The following is a 16,973-nucleotide window of genomic DNA, read 5'->3' as shown; positions in this document are numbered from 1 at the left end:
CGGGAGGTGGACGACCGTGTGGCGCATCGGCCGGCTGGCGCGCATGACCGGGGTCTCGGAGCGGACCCTGCGCTACTACGACCGCATCGGACTGCTCCCGCCCGCGGCCGTGAGCCGTGCGACCGGCTACCGCTGGTACGGCGCGGCCGAGCTGACCCGGCTCGAGCGCATCCGCGGACTCCAGCGGCTCGGCCTGTCGCTGCGGCAGATCGAAGAGGCCGTCGACGCCCCCGAACCGCGCCTCCGCGAACTCCTCGACACCACTGTGGACCACCTGCGGCGCGACATCGCCACCATGACCGCCGCGCTGGCCGCCGCGGAGGACCGCCTCGCGGTGGCGGCCGCGATCCTGCCGCAGGAGGCCCTGGTGGGGGAGCGGCGCCTGCGCGTCCACCGGATCCGGGTCGGGCACCCCTCCGAGCTGGCCGCCGTCTGCGGCGAGGCCCCGGAGGCCCTGCTGACCTGGTTGACCGGCGACCCGGACGGCGGCTTCGCGGCCGCGTTCGCGACCCGCACCGGCGGCGAGGCGCTGACCCTGCCTCCCCGGCGGGTGGTCCGGGCGGTCGTGCCGCCCGGGACCGGGCTCGTTCCGGCGGGCCGGGAGCTGTTCGCCTGGCTGGGGCGCCAGCGGCTCGCCGTCGCCGGGCCCACACTGGAAGAGCGCCTGGTCGACGAGGACGGCGCGGGCGTCACCGTCCTGGAGATCCCGGTCAGGTGACCAGGCCGTGCCGGTACGCGTAGACGACCGCCTGCACGCGGTCGCGGAGGCCGAGCTTGGCGAGGATGCGCGAGACGAACGTCTTCACCGTCTCGGGACTGATCACCAGCGCCGCCGCGATCTCGCCGTTGGAGCGGCCGTCGGCGATGAGGCGCAGCACCTCCAGCTCGCGCGGGGTCAGCGGCGGGCCCGCGGGGGCCTCGGTCGGGCGGATGCGGGCGGCGTACCTGCCGACCAGGGCGCGTGTGACCTCCGGGTCGAGGAGTGCCGCGCCGGTGGCGACCGTCCTGATGCCCTGCAGCAGTTGCACGGGAGGGGCGTCCTTGAGGAGGAACCCGCTGGCGCCGGCGCGCAGGGCCTCGTAGACGTACTCGTCGAGGTTGAACGTGGTCACCACGAGGACCTTGACCGGGTCGGTCACGGTCGCCCCGGCGAGGCGCCGGGTGGCCTCGATGCCGTCGAGGACCGGCATCCGGATGTCCATGAGCACCACGTCGGGCCGCAGCCGCCGGGCGAGGTCCACGGCGGCCTGCCCGTCGCCGCACTCGCCCGCCACCTCGAGGTCGGGCTGGGCGTCGATGATGGTCACCAGGCCGGTGCGGACCAGCATCTGGTCGTCGCAGACCAGGACGCGGATCGGGCCGGTCACGACGGCCTCCCGGCGGGGATGCGCGCCCGCACGGTGAAGCCCCCGTCGGCCCCGGGACCCGCCTCGAACTCGCCGCCGAGGAGGTCCACGCGATCGCGGAGCCCGGCCAGCCCCCGGCCGCTGCCAGAGGTGCCGGCGGTCGGTGAGCGGTCCACTGTGCTCGCGGACCCGGTCGGGGAGCGGTCCATGCTCGGGGACCCGGTCTTGGATCGACCCGCGGCCTTCGTGGCCCCGTCCCCGGCGCCCGCGGAGCTGACCTCCACGTTGATCTCGGTCCCGCGGCGCCGCACGAGGACCCGGGTCTCGGTGCCTCGGGAGTGCTTGAGCGCGTTCGTGAGTCCCTCCTGGACGACTCGGTAGGCGACGAGGTCGGCGCTCCCGGCCGCTTCGGCCGGCGCGCCCTCCTCGGTGAACTCGACGGGCTGTCCGGCCCGGCGCGTCTGCTCGACGAGGGTGAGCAGCCGTCCGACGAGCGGCGCCCGCGGCTCGACGCCGAGCTCGGCTTCCTCGTCCGCGTTCAGGAGGCCGGCGTCCTGAACGAGTGACGCCCGCCCGTCGCCGGGCTCGCCTGTGAACGAGACGCCGACGCGCGCGGTCCCGGCGGCGACGCCCGAGGACCCCGCCTCGTGCCCCTCCTCAATGCGCACGCGCGAGGACCCCGCCTCCTGCCCCTCCTCTATGCGCACACGTGAGGACCCCGGTCCGTGGCCCGGGTCCAGCAGGTCGAGCAGGTGCCGGAGGTCGGTGGTGGCGAGGCGGCCGGTGTCGCCGATCGCCTCCAGCGCCCGGTCGAGCCGTTCCGGTGCGGCGGTGAGGTACCGGGCCGCCTCGGCCTGGACGACCATGGCGGTCACGTGGTGGGTGACGACGTCGTGGAGCTCCCGGGCGATGCGCGTGCGTTCGGCGGCGCGGGTGGCGGCCGCGACGTGGCGGCGGCGTTCGGCCTCGGCGGCGCGGGTTGAACGCAGCCAGGCGCCGATGCCCCAGATGGCGGCGAGCAGGAGGTAGAACATGGTGAAGGAGTCGGCGCCCTCGGTGGAGCCGAGCTGCACGAGCGCCAGCGCGAGGCCCGCGTACGCGAGTGTGAGGACCGCGATCGCCGTGCGGCGGAACCGCTCCAGGTGCGCACCGGCGCTGAGGACCGCGATCGGGAGCGCCGTGCCCGCGACCGTGTGGTAGCTCCCCAGCGAGGCCAGGATGAAGCCGAGCGAGACCAGTGCGAGCGAGGCGGCCGGGACGCGCCTGCGGAGGGCCAGCGGGAGGCATTCGAGCGCCAGGACGGCGAGGCCCAGGGCGTCGAGCGGCCGCGCGGGGAGGTCGCCGACCTGGGTCTCGTGGCCGCGCAGCACGGGGAGGAACGAGAGGGCGGCGAGGAGCAGGCCGAGGGGGAGGTCCCGGACGGTGACGTCGAGGCGCCGCCACCGGTCCGGAATCCGCCGGAGATCCATCACCGGGGCAGTGTAGCGGCGGCGTCCGCGCGGTCGGCGCGGCGACGAGGCGGCACGAGGTTGCCGCGCCGCTTCGCGATCCACAGGAAGACCGCGGTCATCAAGGCGCCGAGGGCGACCGCGTAGAGGCTGCCCTCGGGGCCGAAGGCGCCGCCGCTGACCGCGACGGGGCCGGAGGTCGCGGCGTCGAGAAGCCCTTGCGGGGTGCCGTTGCCCGAGACCTCGGTGCTGAACAGCGAGGAGGCGGCGGTGTTCCATCCGAAGTGGAGTCCGATGGGGAGCCACAGGTTGCGGGTGGCGATGTAGGCGGCGCCGAGCATCCCGCCGGCCTCGATCGCGATGGCGATCACGCCCCACAGGGTCGCGTTCGGGTTGACCAGGTGGGTGAGTCCGAAGAGGAGGCTCGTGAACACCAGGGCGATCCAGGTGCCGAAGCGGCTCTCCACGATCCGCAGCAGCACGCCCCGGAAGAACAGCTCCTCGGTGACGGCAGCGACGGCCATGAACCCGATCAGCCCGATCGCGCCGCCCGGGGAGCCGAGGCCGTCGACCGTGTAGTGGCCGAGGAAGGCGATGTTGGCGATGACGAACCCGAACATGACGACGCCAAGCAGCGTCCCCAGCGAGGTCCGTCCGACCGCGCCCGCACGGCCGAGCTCGGCCACCGGCCGGCGCTCGGTCCTGCCGACGACCCAGCGGTAGGCGACCACCGCGAGCACGGCGGTGGCGAGGCCGATCGCCAGCGTGAGCCAGGGCCTGCCCTTGACGGCGTTGAGCGCCTGGCTGCCGAGGAAGGCGACCAGGGCGACTGTGAGCAGTTGCCATACGAGTCTCATGAGCACTCCTTCTCAGGTGCCGCGGCGGGGGCGCTGCGGCTGATAGGAACGCTACGGATCGCGGCGCCCGCGGACATCCCTGTGGAGTGGACACCTGCGTGTGGCTCGCATGGGGGACAAGCCTTCCCCTGCCCACCCTCCCGCACCGCCCGCCGGGCCCGCGTTCCGCCCGCCGGGCCCGCCTTCCGCCCGCCCGGGGTTCGGCGACCACGAAGGGCCGGGCGGGCGCAGGAACGACCGCTCGTCGCTCTACTCGGCCACGGCCACTTCCCGCAACGCCCGGGGTTCGGCGACCGCGAACGCCGGGGCAGGCGCCGGAGCGACCGCTCGTCGCTCTACCCGGCCACGGCCACTTCCCGCAACGCCCGGGGTTCGGCGACCGCGAACGCCGGGGCAGGCGCCGGAGCGACCGCTCGTCGCTCTACCCGGCCACGGCCACTTCCCGCAACGCCCGGGGTTCGGCGACCGCGAACGCCGGGGCAGGCGCCGGAGCGACCGCTCGTCGCTCTACCCGGCCACGGCCTCCTCCCGCAGCGACCGGGTCTCGGTGATCGCCGGGACGAATCCCAGGAAGTCGACCGCCTGCGGCAGCGACGGCAGGTCGATCGAGTGCTTGTCGTCCTCGGCCGGGTCGTAGACCCCCGCGATGATCCGCAGGCGCGTCGCACCGCCCGGCCACCCGCCGTCGGCAAGCGGCAGCAGGAATCCGCCACCGGCGCCACCCGGTGCGCGCTCGCCTCGGCCCGCCCGGTCGGCGACCTCGGCACCGCGACCGGCACCCGCACCCGCACCGACACCGGCACCGGAACCGGAACCGGCATCAGCACCGTCAGCGAACCCGGCCTCGGCACCGGCCCCGCCTCCGACCCCGGCTTCGGTCTCGGCCCCGGCACCGACCCTGACTTCAGCCTCAGCCTCAGCCTCAGCCTCGGCCCCGCCTTCAGCCCCGCCACTGTCGAGCAGCAGCCGCTCCACATTGCCTTCCCCAGGCTCCGGGATCTCCAGGCCGTCCCTGATCGTGCCGTGCCCGAAGGCCAGGAGCACCGAGACGTACCCCTCGCCGAAACGCTCCCGCAGCAGCTGCCCCGAAGTCGCGAACCGGCTCCCCGGGCTCACCGCCACCTCGATCTCGGACAGGACCCCGGTGAGCGCGAAGCCGTCGAAGTAGACGACCTTCCGACCCGACTCCTCGTGCGCGGCGACGATCAGCCCCGCGATCCGCTTCGAGAGCTCCGCGAAGTCGAGCTTCCCCGCGACCGAGTTCGCGTGGAAGCCGACGATGCGCTCGGCCAGGGCCAGCACACCCGGTTCCGGGGCCAGGACCCTGACCAGGTCCAGGGCCTCGCCCGCCAGCTCGGCGAACGGGCGGCCCGGATGGGTCCCCTGGTGGATCTGGATGTGCTCGTTGACGTCGTGCGCCGTGCGCACGACGTCGTAGCGCTCGCGGATCGCCGCGGCCGCTGCCGGATCGATCCCCTCGGCCGCCGCGAGGACCAGGTCGTAGTCCCCGGGCTCGGTCTGCCAGGGGCCGTTGCCGATGATGCGCACCGGATCGTCCGCGTGCCGCCGGTTGAAGCCCCGCAGCCACGAGAGCAGGTCGGCCGCGGCCTCCGTGCGGTTCGGCAGCCATCCGGAGAGGACGATCTCGCGCAGGTCATCGCGCTTGCCGAGGGCGTACTCGTCCATGCGCGAGGCGACGTTCGCGCTGTCGGGGATCACGACGACCCGGTACCCCGCCTCCGCCACGAGCGCCTTCACGAGCGCGACGCGGTGGTGGTCGATCTCGGCCGACTCCCGGGTGTTCTCCCCGATCCCCACGACCGTCGCCGCCTTCGCGGCCGCCACGACCGGCCCGAGGTCCTCCAGCGGACGTGCGTGGTCGCGAATCCAAGTGCGGGTGGTGTTCATGATGGCCTCCGTTGCCTGGTGGTGCTGTCTCCGACGGCCAAGCTACGGGCGCGATGACTGGGGCCGCATCTGTCGAACGACCGAAGTCGACCTGACGAAAGTAAGGAAAAGGCCCGCCGGTCGCCCGGCGGGCCCTGCCGGCCTCAGCGCTCGCCCGCCTTGCGGAAGTACACGAGGCGCCGCAGCAGCATCTCCGCCGGGCCGCGGTACCGCAAGCGCCGCATGACGTCGGCGGCCACCACCGTGAGCACCCAGACCAGGACCGCGCACAGCCCCGACACCAGCAGCGGACTGCCCGAGCGCTCGGGCAGCGCCAGCGCGAACGGCGCCGCCAGCGCCAGCCACGCCACCGACTGGAACAGGTACCCCGTCAGCGAGCGCTGGCCGAGGGCCGCGATCGCCGTGAGCACCGGCCCGGTCGAGTCCCTGCGGCTGCACGCGTGCGCGATCAGCCCGAACAGCGCGCCGTAGGCGAGGCCGCCGAAGAACCCGGACGTCTCGTACAGCATCCGCACCGACCCCGCCGTGCCGGCGTCGACGCTGATCGCCCCGGCGGTCAGCAGCGCCATCGGCAGGCCGCCGGCGATCGCGACGGCGAAGCCGCCGATCGCGGTGGTGCGCAGCAGCCGCAGGTGCTCCTGCGGCGCTTCGAGGACGCGGTGCCGCGCGGCCCACGCGCCGACCCACACCATGAGGATCATCGGCACCACCGTCAGCGTGTGCACCGGCCACTCGGCCGCCCGCTCGGCGAGGGACTCCACGTAGGTGCCCGCCTCCGCGGACGGGAAGGGCGACACCGGGACGGCCGCGCCGCTGCCGCCGCCGGCCAGGCCGGTCGCGGCCAACACCGCGACGACCACGAGGTAGGCGCCGCCGACGGCGAGATACCAGGGCGCGAACCGGTGGACCTTCTCCGAGCGCTGGAGCAGCAGCAGGGTGAAGAGGACGCAGATGATGCCGTACGCGCCGAGGAAGTCGCCCGAGTACAGCAGGACGCCGTGGACGGCGCCGAAGGCGAACAGCGCGAGGCCGCGGCGCAGCAGCACGGAGCGCACCTGCCGGGGCGAGGCCCCGGACTGCTCCTGGCGGCGCGAAAGCTGCACCAGGCCGTACCCGAACAGCAGTGCGAACAGGGGAAACGCGCGGGCGTGCACGAGCTCGACCATGAGGAAGTTGTAGACGCGCTCGGCGCCTTGAGGGTCCACGGCGACGCCGGGGGCGCTGGCGAGGAAGTACCCGGCGCTGTTGGCGAGGGCGATGAGCAGGAGCATCGCGCCGCGGGCCAGGTCGGGGGCGAGGGCGCGCTCGCCGGCGCGGACGGGGCCGCGGGTGGTCCCGGACCGGGCGGGCGGCGCGGTGGCGACTGGGGTGGTCATGTCGTTCCTTCGTTTCGGCGGATCAAGATAGTGTCTGAAGGATACTATACGAGAGACACTAACAGGGTGTGCGATGATGGCCCCGCATTCCCGCGAGGACGGAACGGAGGACGGCCAAGCGATGGACCAGGACCGCGTGCCGCTCGAACTGGCACGACTATGGCGCATCCCACTCGAATCGAAGCTCGGCCGCCCCGCCAGGCTCGACGTCGGGACCGTCGTCGACGCCGCGGTCGCCCTGGCCGACCGCGAGGGCCTCGCCGCCGCCACCCTCCCGCGCGTCGCCGAGTCCCTCGGGGTCACCAAGATGTCCCTCTACCGGCACGTCGGGTCCAAGGACGAGCTGCTCGACCTCATGCGGGACGCCGCGAACGGGCCCGTCCCCGACTCGCTCGCCGGCACCGGCCCGTGGCGCGAGCGCCTGCGGCTGTGGGCGACCGAGCAGCGGGGCGTCCTCGCACTGCACCCGTGGCTCGCGCAGGTCCAGCCCTCGGGCCCGCCCAACGGCCCCAACGGGATCGACTGGTTCGACGCCGGGCTGCGCGCGATGCGGCTCACGAGCCTCGACTGGGGCGCCAAGGTCGGCGTGCTCATGATCGTCGGCGGCTACGTCACCAGCGCCTCGCTCCTCGCGCAGTCGCTCGCCGCCGGCCGCGAGGGCACCGGCATGGACCAGGCCGCCGCCGAGCGCGAGTACGGCCGCGCCATGGCCCGCCTCGTCGACCCCGAGCGCTTCCCCGACGCCGCCGCGCTCTTCACCGGCGGCCTGCTGGAGGACACGGGCGAGGACACCGGAGAGAACGACTTCCACCATGGCCTGGAACTGCTCCTCGACGGCGTCGCGGCCGCCGTGGCCCGGCACGGGTGAGCGGCCCCGCGCGAGGCGCTCATTCCCCCAGTTCGGCCTCCAGGAACGGGAACACGAGCGCGGCGAGCTCGTCCGGGCTGGTGTAGTTCGCGTCGTGCGGGGCGCCCGGGACGACGGCGGTCTCGGCACGGGGGAGGACCCGGTCGAGCTGCCGCACCCACGACTGCGGGGCCACCGTCTCCTTCGCGCCGCGGGCGATGAGGACGGGCGCCCGCACGTCGGGGAGGCGCCGCTCGATGCGGTCGTCGAGCGCGATGCCGAAGGTCCGCCACGCCCGCTTGAGCCCGGCGTCGGCGAGGTCGCGGAGGAGCACCGGGAACTGCCCCGGGTCCTCGTGGGGGAGCCCGCGGACCCACCGCCAGGTCTGCCGCAGCTTCGTGGGCGCGGACGGGTCCATGGTGGGCCCCACCAGGATCAGGCATCGCACCAGGTCCGGGTGCCCGGCGGCGAGCGCGGTCGCCACCTGCGCGCCGAAGGAGTTGCCGAGGACGGCCACCGGGCCCTCGTCCACGGCCTTGATCCAGGAGGCGATCCAGCCGGCGAGCGCCGCGACGTCGGGCGTCGCCGCCGGGTCGCCGCTGAGGCCGAAGCCCGGCATGTCCAGCGCCCGCACCGGGTGCCGCTCGGCGAGCCGCGCCGCCAGCGGCATGAGGTACCGGTGCGAGACGGTCAGGCCGTGCACCAGGAGCACCGGCGTCCGCCCCGCCGGGTCCTCCCGGGTCGCCCGGCAGTGGAGCCGCACGCCGTCCACGGTGGTCCAGCGGCTCTCGAAGACGCCGTCGGGCCGCGGGGCGGCGGTGGCGAGCTTGTACCGCTCACGCAGGCGCCTCAGATTCCAGTCGCGCATCGCACCCCTGTCCGGACGTCGCAGTGCCAGAGCGAGGGTACCGCCGCCCGCCGGGCCACCGGGTCCGCCGGCGGGAGTTTGGCGGTTTGCGGCCTCGGGAACGCTCTGAGTGGATATCGAGCGAATGCGGGGACCGGAGGAGATTCGACATGATGGTGATCATCAGGACCGTCGCGTGGACGGTCGGACTGGCAGTGGCCCGGGCGCTGCTCGAATACGCGATCGAGCACCATGCGGAGAAGCGCTCGGAGCGCAAGCTCGACGCCGCTCAGGAGCGCCGCCGCCTTCACAAGGACTGACCCCGCTCCCCAAGGGCCTCTCGACCGTTGAACTGCACCGCGACTCCGAACGGAGGCGCGCCGCCCGGTGATAGCATTCCTCAGCGTCGTCGGCTGGAGCAGTAGAGACCTTTGGGAGGAGTCGTGACGGCAGATCCCACGATCGGCATCTGGCCCTTGCGGATCGAGGAATGTGAATGCCATCGGGACGGCCTCGTCGTCTCCGGTGAGATAGATTTGAACGGCCATGACGAATGGGAACAGGCGCTGCGGCGGGCGACCGCCCGGACGGCCGCGGCCCATCTCCATCTCGCCGAGCTCAGATTCATCGACGTTCGAGGAGTCACCTTGCTCGTGAACATCGCTGACACCCTGGGCGAAGGGAAGCGCATCGTCGTGCACGACGCGCCTCCGGGACTGCAACGCGTCATGAAGGTCCTGTGGCCGGAGGCCGGGGCCGCGATCGCGATCGAAGGTGAACGATGAACACCGGGACCGCTCAAGGGGAGCCGGGCGTGCAGGACGGGTTCGAGCACCCGGCGCTGTTCTACTCCGGCCCCGACGAGTACCTCGCCGGCACCGTGCCGTTCATCGAGGCCGCGCTCGACGCAGACGAGCCGGTCGCCGCCGCGGTCCCGAGGCACAACCTCGACGCCCTGCGCGACGCGCTCGGGTCCGACGCCGAGCGGGTCATGCTCGTCGACATGAGCGACGCGGGCGCGAACCCGGGCCGCATCATCCCGGGCGTGCTGAAGTCGTTCATCGACGCGCACAAGGGCGAAGGCCACCGCGTCCGCATCATCGGCGAGCCGATCTGGCCCGGCCGCAGCGAGATCGAGTATCCCGCCTGCGTCCAGCACGAGGCCCTGCTCAACCTCGCCTTCTCCGGTCGCCCGGTCACCAAGCTGTGCCCCTACGACACCGAGGGGCTGAGCGAGCAGACCATCGCCGACGCGCGCGCCACGCACCCGCTGCTCATCGACAGCACCGGCCGCCACCTGAGCGAGCAGTTCGACCCCGACCGCATCCTCGACGCCTACAACCGGCCCCTCGACGCCGCCCCGAAGCGGGCCGTCGAGCGCAGCGCCGACCGGCACACCCTCGACAACGCGCGCTGGTTCGCGACGTCCTACGGGCGCGCCGCGGGCATGTCGAGCATGCAGCTCATCGACCTCGAGATCGTCATCACCGAACTGCTCACCAACTCCATCAGCCACGGCGGGGGAGAGGGCCTGTTCCGGATCTGGGCCGAGGACTCGCAGCTGGTCTGCGAGGTGAGCGACGCCGGGCACATCACCGACCCGCTGGCGGGTCGGATGCCGACCGACGACTCCCAGTTCCACGGCCGAGGGCTGGTGCTCGTGAACCAGATCGTCGACCTGCTCCTCGTACACACCAGCCCTCGCGGGACCACTGTTCGGTTCTACCTGCGGCTTCCCGCCGCATAAGGCGCTCAACCGCTCATCGTGTCGGCGAGCTCCTCCCGGAGCTCGTTCAGCGTGCGGCTCAGCAGCCGCGATACGTGCATCTGCGAGATGCCGATCTCCTCGGCGATCTGCGTCTGGGTCATGTCGCCGAAGTACCGCAGCGCCAGGATCTTGCGCTCGCGCTCGGGCAGCTCCTGGATGAGCGGCGCGAGGGACTCGTGGTTCTCCACGAACTCCAGCGACGCGTCCTCGTCGCCCATCGTCTCGGCCAGGGGGAGTCGGCCGTCGCTCTCGAAGGGGGACTCGTCGAGCGAGACGGGGCGGTACGCCTGGCGCGCCTCCATGCCCTCCAGGACCTCGCGCTCGGTGACGCCGAGGTGCTCCGCGAGCTCGGCCTCCGTCGGGGGGCGGCCGAGGGTCTGGGAGAGCTCGGCGCCGGCGTTGTTGAGGGAGAGGCGCAGCTCCTGAAGCCGGCGCGGAACGCGCATCGGCCAGGTGGTGTCGCGGAAGTGGCGGCGGACCTCGCCCATCACCGTGGGGACGGCGAAGGAGAGGAAGTCCGAGCCCTTCGCGGGGTCGAAGCGGTCGACCGCGTGGATGAGCCCGACCGAGGCGACCTGCACCAGGTCGTCCTTGGCGATGCCCTTGCCCGAGTAGCGGCGGGCGATGTGCTCGGCCAGGGGGAGGTAGCCGGTGACCAGCTCGTCCCTGACCTCGGACCGCCGGGGGTCCTCAGGCTCGAGGCGGGCGAGCTCCTCGAAGAGGGGCTCGAGGTGTCCGTAGTCGTCGGACTTCTTCCGCTGTTCCTGTCGTGTGTTCGTCATGAGATCGTCGTCCTCCCGTTTCTCTGTGGGGCCGGGGCGCAGACGCCATGTTGCCTGTCCGTCTATTTGCTCCATCGTTCCGAAGGACCGGGGTGTCCTCGGAACGCCGTTGTCATCATCATAGGCAACGCAGATGGCAATGTCATCTACCGGGCGGTAACTCATTTAATAAACCTATTTGTGATGCACATCACAGGCTCATTTGACTAGGGCCGCAATGATTTAGAGTAGTCATTCTGTGGCACTATTGAACGCGAGTCGACGAATGCGCTGTCGGACTCCTGCAATGGTCGTTGTAGGGTCCCTGACAAGTGGTGCGACTGTTCCCGGAATCTGTAGCGGAGGTGGGGGATGACGGCTGTGGCGGAACATGCGGTTGAGGAACCGTTCCATCACCCTGCGTTGTACTACTCGGGTCCCGCCGAGTACCTCGCCGGCATCGTGCCCTTCGTCGAATCCGCCCTCGCCGCGGGCGAACCCGTCGCCGTATCCGTGCCCGGACCCAACCTCGCCCTCCTGCGCGACGCCCTGGGCGCCACCGGCGAGCACGTCCTCATGCTCGACATGGCCGAGGAGGGCGCCAACCCCGGCCGCATCATCCCCGGCGTGCTCCGCGACTTCGCCGACCGCCACCCCGGCCGCCGCGTCAGCATCGTCGGCGAGCCGATCTGGGCCTCCCGCAGCGAGGCCGAGTACCCCGCCTGCGCCCAGCACGAAGCGCTCATCAACCTCGCCTTCGCCGGCCGCGACGCCGCCATCCTGTGCCCCTACGGCCTCGACACCCTCGACGAGCGCGCGCTCGCCGACTCCCTCGCCACGCACCCGGTCCTCATGGACGCCAAGGGGACCCGCGCCAGCGGCGCGTACGACCCGCAGCGGGTCCTCGACCGCTACAACCGCCCGCTCCCGGCCCCGCCGCGCCACGCCGTGGCGCGCGGCGTCGACCGCGAGTCGGTCGACAACGCCCGCTGGTTCACCGCCTCCTACGGCCGCAACGCGGGGCTTTCGGCGCTGCGGCTCATCGACCTGGAGATCGCCGTGACCGAGCTGGTCACCAACAGCGTCATGTACGGCGGCGGCACCGGCGTGCTCCGGATCTGGACCGAGGACGACCACCTCGTGTGCGAGGTCAGCGACGCCGGGCGCATCACCGACCCGCTCGTGGGCCGCCGCCCGGTCGACGAGTACTCGCAGGGCGGCGGGCTGCTGCTCGTCAACCACGTCGTGGACCTGCTCCGCACGCACACCGGCCCCGAGGGCACCACGATGCGCCTCTATCTGCGACTGTCCGATTAGGACGCGACCAGCGGCGGCCTGAACGATTCGAGGACGAATGCAGGGGCGGAGCCGGCCCGGCTCCGCCCCTGCGCTCGCTGCGCCTAACGCGCGGCGGGCGTCCGCCACGAGCGCGTTCACGCGGGCGCGCTCCTCGCGGTCCCACGTCTCCTTGGTGAGCAGGATGCCGACCAGGCCGACCAGCGCGGCGGCGAGATACAGCATCGACGCGCCGGGCCAGCCGAACCGCCCGACCAGCGCGGCCGCGAGCAGCGGCGCGAAGCCGCCGAGGGCGGCCGCGATCTGGTAGCCGAGCGAGGCGCCCGAGGTGCGGGTGGCGGTGCGGAACTGCTCGGTCAGCAGCGCGCCCTGCGTGCCGGTCAGCGACGCGTGGATGAGGCCGATGCCGATGACGAACACCGCGACCACGAGCGCCGGCTCGCCGTCGTTCGTCAGGAGGTACATCGGGAACGCGAACAGCGCCGCCGCGATGCACCCGCCGATGTAGATGGGCCGCCTGCCGATCCGGTCGGTGAGGGTCCCGGCCAGGAACGTCACGGCGATCGCGGTGATGCTCGCCGCGGTGATCGCGCCGAGCGCGACCGGGCGCAGCTCGGGCTCGCGCTCGGAGATGTAGTTGAGCAGGTACGTCGCCGTCGAGTAGTACGCGAAGGACTCGACCACGCGCAGGGCGATGACGCGGAGGATGCCGCGCCAGTCGTGCCGCCAGGTCGCGAGGAACGGGTTCTTCTCGGTCTTCCCGGCGGCCTGCGCCTCCTGGAACTCCGGCGACTCGGACAGCCGCGAGCGCACGATGAGCGCGACGATGACGAGCACGGCGCTGAACAGGAACGGCGTGCGCCACTGCCAATCGCCTTCGAGGGTCGAGCTCCACGCGAACATGCCGCTGGCGAGCGCGATGCCGAGCGGGTTGCCCGACTGGGGGATCGCGGCGAACATGCCGCGGCGGTGCCACGGCGCGTGCTCGTACGCCATCGTGATGGCGCCGCCCCACTCGGCGCCGAACGCGAGGCCCTGGACCATGCGCACGACGGTGAGGATGATCGGCGCGGCGATGCCGATCTGCGCGTACGTCGGCATGAGGCCTATCGCGAAGGTCGCCGCGCCCATCACGATCATGGCCGCGACGAGGACCGGCTTGCGGCCGAACCGGTCGCCGAGGTAGCCGCCGACCGCGCCGCCGAGCGGGCGCATGACGAACCCGACGGCGAGCGTGGCGAACGCCAGGAGCGTGCTGGTGAGCGGGTCTTCCGAGGGGAAGAAGACGGGGCCGAAGTACAGTGCCGCGGCCGTGCCGTAGGCGATGAAGTCGTAGTTCTCGACGCTCGTGCCCGCGGCCGCCGCGATGGCGGTCTTGACGCGGTCCTTCGAGCCGAGGGGGCTCCGTATCGGGGCGGTGGCCGTCTGGGCCATGGGGGATCTCCTTTGATCGGTGTCGTGGGTGGACGGTCGGGAGCGGACGGATCAGCCCGCGGGCGCGGACCGGTCGAGGGCGTTGAGCTTGGCGACCCGGCGGCGGGTGTCCTCGTCGTCGTCGAAGACGGCGCCGAGGAACTCCCGCACGATGTCGGGGATGAGCGCGTGGGGGACGAGCCAGGCGCCCATCGCGATCGCGTTGGCGTCGTCGTGCTCGACGGCCTGGTGCGCCGAGTACGGCTCGTGCGCGAGCCCGCAGCGGACGCCGGGGAGCTTGTTGGCGGCCATGACCGCGCCCTGCCCGGTGCCGCACACGAGGATCGCCCGGTCGGCGCGGCCGTCGAGCACCGGCGCGCAGGTCGCCTGCGTGATGTCCGGGAAGTCGACGGGGTCGGTGCCGTCGGTCCCGCAGTCGAGGACCTCGTGCCCGAGGTCTTCGACGACCTTCCGGACGGTGTCCTTCATGGGGAAGCCGGCGTGGTCGGCTCCGAGCGCGATTCTCATCGGGCGGTGTTCCTTTCGGTGCGGTGCGCCGCGGCGGAGTCCGCCGCGACCGGGTCGGTGGCGAGTGGTTCGGCGTGCGGCCCGGCGAGGGCTGCCGCCGGGTCTGCGGGCACGGCCCCCGGCGGTGCGGCGTCGGCGATCGCCGGATGCGGCGCGAGGGCTTCGACCTCGCCCCGCATGGGGATCGAGGGCGAGGCGCCGGGCCTGGTGACGGCGAGGGAGGCGGCGTCGAGGGCGAACCGGAGCCGTTCGCGTGGCGGCAGTCCAGCGAGCGCCGCGAAGTATCCGGCGAACGTGTCCCCGGCCGCGGTGGTGTCGACCGCCTCGACCCGCCGGGCCTCGGCGCGGCCGGTTTCGCCGCCGGTGATGTACACGGCCCCTTCGGAACCGAGGGTGCAGATGACGTCGGCACCGGTCGCGGCGGCGACGGCGGCGAGCAGTCGCTCGACGGGAGCGCGGCCCGGATCGAGTCCCTCGGTCCCGGTCGGGATCTCGCGGGTCCGTGCGGAATGCTCGGTGTCGGTGTCGGTGTCGGTGTCGGTGCCCGGATCGGCGCTCGGCCCGGCTCCGCCGCTGCCTGCGGGCCGCTCAAGACCGCGGTTCACGGCCGCCGCGGGTCCGGTGTTCGAAGCCGATCCGGAGGGGCTGTCGGCGGCCCCGAGTAGCGTTGCGATCCGGGCGAGCTCGTGCTCGTTGACCATGAGGAGGTCATGCCGATCGACCAGTTCCTCCACTGACTCCGGCGCAGGCGCCGCATTCCAGACGACCGTCGCGCCCGCTTCGCGGGCCAGCCTCGCGGCGAGCCGCGAGGTCTCGGCGGGGATCTCGTTCTGGAGCAGCACCACATCGCCGGGACGCAGCGCGCGACACGCCTCCCGCACTGCCGCTTCGGGAATCGCGTGGTTGGCGCCGGGCACGACGACGATCGAGTTCTCGGCGGCGTCGTCGATGAACACATAGGCGCGGCCCGACGGGGTCCCGTCGAGGCGGGCGATCCCGCCCGTGTCGACGCCGCCGGCATCGAGCGCGCGGAGCGCCGCGTCGCCGTCACCGGCGCCGACCGCGCCGACCATGCACACCGCGGCTCCGGCGCGGGCGGCCGCGACGGCCTGGTTCGCGCCCTTTCCGCCGAGCGCGGTGTCCGAGCCGCGGGCGCTCACGGTCTCACCCGGCCCGGGGAGGCGCGACACCCGGACGGCGGTGTCGATGTTGACGCTCCCGACCACGAGCACCCGGGCGTCCGCCCCGGAGCTCGGGCCGGCGGCCGCCGATGCCGGATGCCGGTCCGCCGGGTCGGGCTGCGCCGGTTTCCGGACCGCCCGATCGTGCAGCGCGTCGGTGCCGGCTGCCTCGGAGCCGTGTCCGGGGCCGGTCGCGGGCGACCGCCGCGAGCGGTCGGTGCCGATGGGTTCGGTCGAGGCGCAGTCGGGTTCGATTGCGGCGCAGTCGATTTCGGTCGCAGTGCCGGTGGACCGGTTCCCGGCGCCCCGTCCGGGCAGGTGCGCCGGCCCGTTCACGGCGCTCATGCCTGGCCGCCTTCGGCGCGGTCGACGAACGAGGTCGGGATGCGCTGGGATTCGGCGGTGTTCCCGGCGATGAGGGCGAGGAGGCCGCGGACGCCGGCGCGGCCGATCTCGGGCGCGTCGTTCCTGACGGCGCTGACGGGCGGGGACATGAAGGCGAACCACTCGACGTCGTCGAAGGAGACGAACTCGATGAGGGAGGCGGCCTCGGCGCCGAGGCGGTCGTGGACGGCGCGCATGGCGCCGAGGGTGGTCTGGCCGTTGGCGCCGAACACGGCCGTGGGGAGGGCGCCGCGGTCGAGGATGCGGCGCATCGCGTCGGCGGCGCCGTCGGCGAGGAAGTCGCCCGCGTCGACCAGCGCGTCGTCGGTGCTGATGCCGTGGGCCGCGCGCCCGGCCAGGTAGGCGTCGTGGCGCTCGGCGCCGGTGGAGAAGCTCTCGGGGCCGCCGATGAAGGCGACGTCGCGGTGGCCGCGCCGCTGGAGCCAGGTGAGCGCCTGGGCGACGCCGCCGGCGTTGTCGGTGCCGTAGAGGGGCGCGTCGACGCCCTCGATGGACCGGTTGAGCAGCACGATCGGCAGGTTCGAGGCGAGCAGCGCCTCCAGCCGGGGCGTCCGGGGCCCTTGCGGGGACAGCAGGATGCCGTCGATGCGCTGGGCGGCGAAGACGTCGAGCACGGCGTCGGCCTGGGCGGCGTCCTCGTTGGCGTTCGCGAGGATCACCGTGTAGCCGTGGGCGCGCGCCTCCTGCTCCGCCGCGTGGGCGAGCTCGGAGAAGAACGGGTTGCGGATGTCGGAGACGAGCAGGCCGAGCACGTCGGTGCGGGCGCGGCGCAGCGAGCGGGCCTGGGCGTTCGCGATGTAGCCGAGTTCGGCCGCGGCCGCGAGCACCCGCCTGCGCGAGTCGGGGGACGTCTGGGGGCTGCCGCTCAGGACCCGGGACGCGGTGCCGACGGCGACCCCGGCGCGCGACGCGACGTCTTTGATCGTGGCCAACTGTCCGACCTCTCTGTCAGATGGCTATGGAAACGATTCCATGACGGAAACGTTTCCACC

At 72.9% G+C, this 16,973-nt stretch carries 16 protein-coding genes and 1 pseudogene; 6 read left to right on the top strand and 11 right to left on the bottom strand.

The features are described 5' to 3' along the window. Nucleotides 1-16 precede the first annotated feature (16 nt). Nucleotides 17-718, top strand: a complete 702-nt coding sequence (locus tag ABD419_RS14450) for a MerR family transcriptional regulator (protein WP_344487546.1) — start codon at nucleotides 17-19, stop codon at nucleotides 716-718. On the opposite strand, the gene ABD419_RS14445 is transcribed toward ABD419_RS14450, so the two are convergent. From ABD419_RS14445 to ABD419_RS14425, 5 genes are all read right to left on the bottom strand, one after another. After that, a complete protein-coding gene (locus ABD419_RS14445) occupies nucleotides 711-1,367 on the bottom strand; it encodes a response regulator (protein ID WP_344487544.1) in 657 nt (218 codons plus the stop codon). The two genes, ABD419_RS14450 and ABD419_RS14445, sit on opposite strands and share 8 nt — an antisense overlap. Continuing rightward, on the bottom strand, nucleotides 1,364-2,818 hold the full coding sequence (locus tag ABD419_RS14440) for a sensor histidine kinase (RefSeq protein WP_344487542.1): 1,455 nt from the start codon (nucleotides 2,816-2,818) through the stop codon (nucleotides 1,364-1,366). Before ABD419_RS14440 ends, ABD419_RS14445 begins: the two co-directional genes overlap by 4 nt. Then, entirely contained in the window at nucleotides 2,815-3,651 is an 837-nt protein-coding gene (locus ABD419_RS14435) for a CPBP family glutamic-type intramembrane protease (RefSeq protein WP_344487540.1), read from the bottom strand. The genes ABD419_RS14440 and ABD419_RS14435 overlap by 4 nt, the downstream gene beginning before the upstream one ends. A 507-nt stretch (nucleotides 3,652-4,158) precedes the next feature. Beyond that, nucleotides 4,159-5,559 (bottom strand): erythromycin esterase family protein, encoded by a 1,401-nt coding sequence (locus tag ABD419_RS14430; protein WP_344487538.1) that lies wholly within the window; start codon nucleotides 5,557-5,559, stop codon nucleotides 4,159-4,161. A 143-nt stretch (nucleotides 5,560-5,702) separates the two neighbouring features. Beyond that, a complete protein-coding gene (locus ABD419_RS14425; protein WP_344487536.1) occupies nucleotides 5,703-6,935 on the bottom strand; it encodes a DUF418 domain-containing protein in 1,233 nt (410 codons plus the stop codon). A 121-nt stretch (nucleotides 6,936-7,056) separates the two neighbouring features. Between ABD419_RS14425 and ABD419_RS14420 the strand changes: the two genes are divergently transcribed. Further along, a complete protein-coding gene (locus ABD419_RS14420; RefSeq protein WP_344487534.1) occupies nucleotides 7,057-7,803 on the top strand; it encodes a TetR/AcrR family transcriptional regulator in 747 nt (248 codons plus the stop codon). 19 nt (nucleotides 7,804-7,822) lie between these two features. On the opposite strand, the gene ABD419_RS14415 is transcribed toward ABD419_RS14420, so the two are convergent. Next, entirely contained in the window at nucleotides 7,823-8,650 is an 828-nt protein-coding gene (locus tag ABD419_RS14415; protein WP_344487532.1) for an alpha/beta fold hydrolase, read from the bottom strand. A 149-nt stretch (nucleotides 8,651-8,799) separates the two neighbouring features. On the opposite strand from ABD419_RS14415, the gene ABD419_RS14410 reads away from it, so the two are divergent. The 3 genes from ABD419_RS14410 (at nucleotide 8,800) to ABD419_RS14400 (ending at nucleotide 10,376) form a co-directional block, all read left to right on the top strand. After that, the gene (locus ABD419_RS14410; RefSeq protein ID WP_344487530.1) at nucleotides 8,800-8,949 is read left to right on the top strand and encodes a hypothetical protein; all 150 of its coding nucleotides are present in this window, start codon (nucleotides 8,800-8,802) and stop codon (nucleotides 8,947-8,949) included. Nucleotides 8,950-9,072: 123 nt separating this feature from the next. Continuing rightward, entirely contained in the window at nucleotides 9,073-9,414 is a 342-nt protein-coding gene (locus ABD419_RS14405) for an STAS domain-containing protein (protein WP_344487528.1), read from the top strand. Beyond that, the gene (locus ABD419_RS14400) at nucleotides 9,411-10,376 is read left to right on the top strand and encodes an anti-sigma factor RsbA family regulatory protein (RefSeq protein ID WP_344487526.1); all 966 of its coding nucleotides are present in this window, start codon (nucleotides 9,411-9,413) and stop codon (nucleotides 10,374-10,376) included. Before ABD419_RS14405 ends, ABD419_RS14400 begins: the two co-directional genes overlap by 4 nt. A 5-nt stretch (nucleotides 10,377-10,381) precedes the next feature. On the opposite strand, the gene ABD419_RS14395 is transcribed toward ABD419_RS14400, so the two are convergent. Continuing rightward, a complete protein-coding gene (locus tag ABD419_RS14395) occupies nucleotides 10,382-11,179 on the bottom strand; it encodes a SigB/SigF/SigG family RNA polymerase sigma factor (RefSeq protein ID WP_344487524.1) in 798 nt (265 codons plus the stop codon). Nucleotides 11,180-11,530: 351 nt separating this feature from the next. Between ABD419_RS14395 and ABD419_RS14390 the strand changes: the two genes are divergently transcribed. Continuing rightward, nucleotides 11,531-12,475: an anti-sigma factor RsbA family regulatory protein gene (locus ABD419_RS14390; protein ID WP_344488030.1), complete on the top strand. Its 945-nt coding sequence runs from the start codon at nucleotides 11,531-11,533 to the stop codon at nucleotides 12,473-12,475. 126 nt (nucleotides 12,476-12,601) lie between these two features. Here the strand turns inward: ABD419_RS14390 and ABD419_RS14385 are convergent. From ABD419_RS14385 to ABD419_RS14370, 4 genes and pseudogenes are all read right to left on the bottom strand, one after another. Continuing rightward, nucleotides 12,602-13,888 (bottom strand): annotated as a pseudogene (locus ABD419_RS14385) (MFS transporter); the annotation flags it as partial. Between the two features lie 51 nt (nucleotides 13,889-13,939). Next, on the bottom strand, nucleotides 13,940-14,395 hold the full coding sequence (locus ABD419_RS14380) for an RpiB/LacA/LacB family sugar-phosphate isomerase (RefSeq protein ID WP_344487522.1): 456 nt from the start codon (nucleotides 14,393-14,395) through the stop codon (nucleotides 13,940-13,942). Next, complete coding sequence (locus tag ABD419_RS14375; RefSeq protein ID WP_344487520.1) at nucleotides 14,392-15,921, bottom strand: ribokinase; 1,530 nt, start codon at nucleotides 15,919-15,921, stop codon at nucleotides 14,392-14,394. Before ABD419_RS14375 ends, ABD419_RS14380 begins: the two co-directional genes overlap by 4 nt. After that, entirely contained in the window at nucleotides 15,918-16,913 is a 996-nt protein-coding gene (locus tag ABD419_RS14370) for a LacI family DNA-binding transcriptional regulator (protein ID WP_344487518.1), read from the bottom strand. Before ABD419_RS14370 ends, ABD419_RS14375 begins: the two co-directional genes overlap by 4 nt. Nucleotides 16,914-16,973: the final 60 nt, after the last annotated feature.

This window comes from Glycomyces endophyticus, assembly GCF_039531525.1.
In the GTDB taxonomy this organism is placed as follows: Bacteria; Actinomycetota; Actinomycetes; order Mycobacteriales; family Micromonosporaceae; genus Glycomyces; species Glycomyces endophyticus.
The sequence above is the reverse complement of the archived record's forward strand: the minus strand, read 5'-3'. Positions and strand labels throughout refer to the sequence as shown.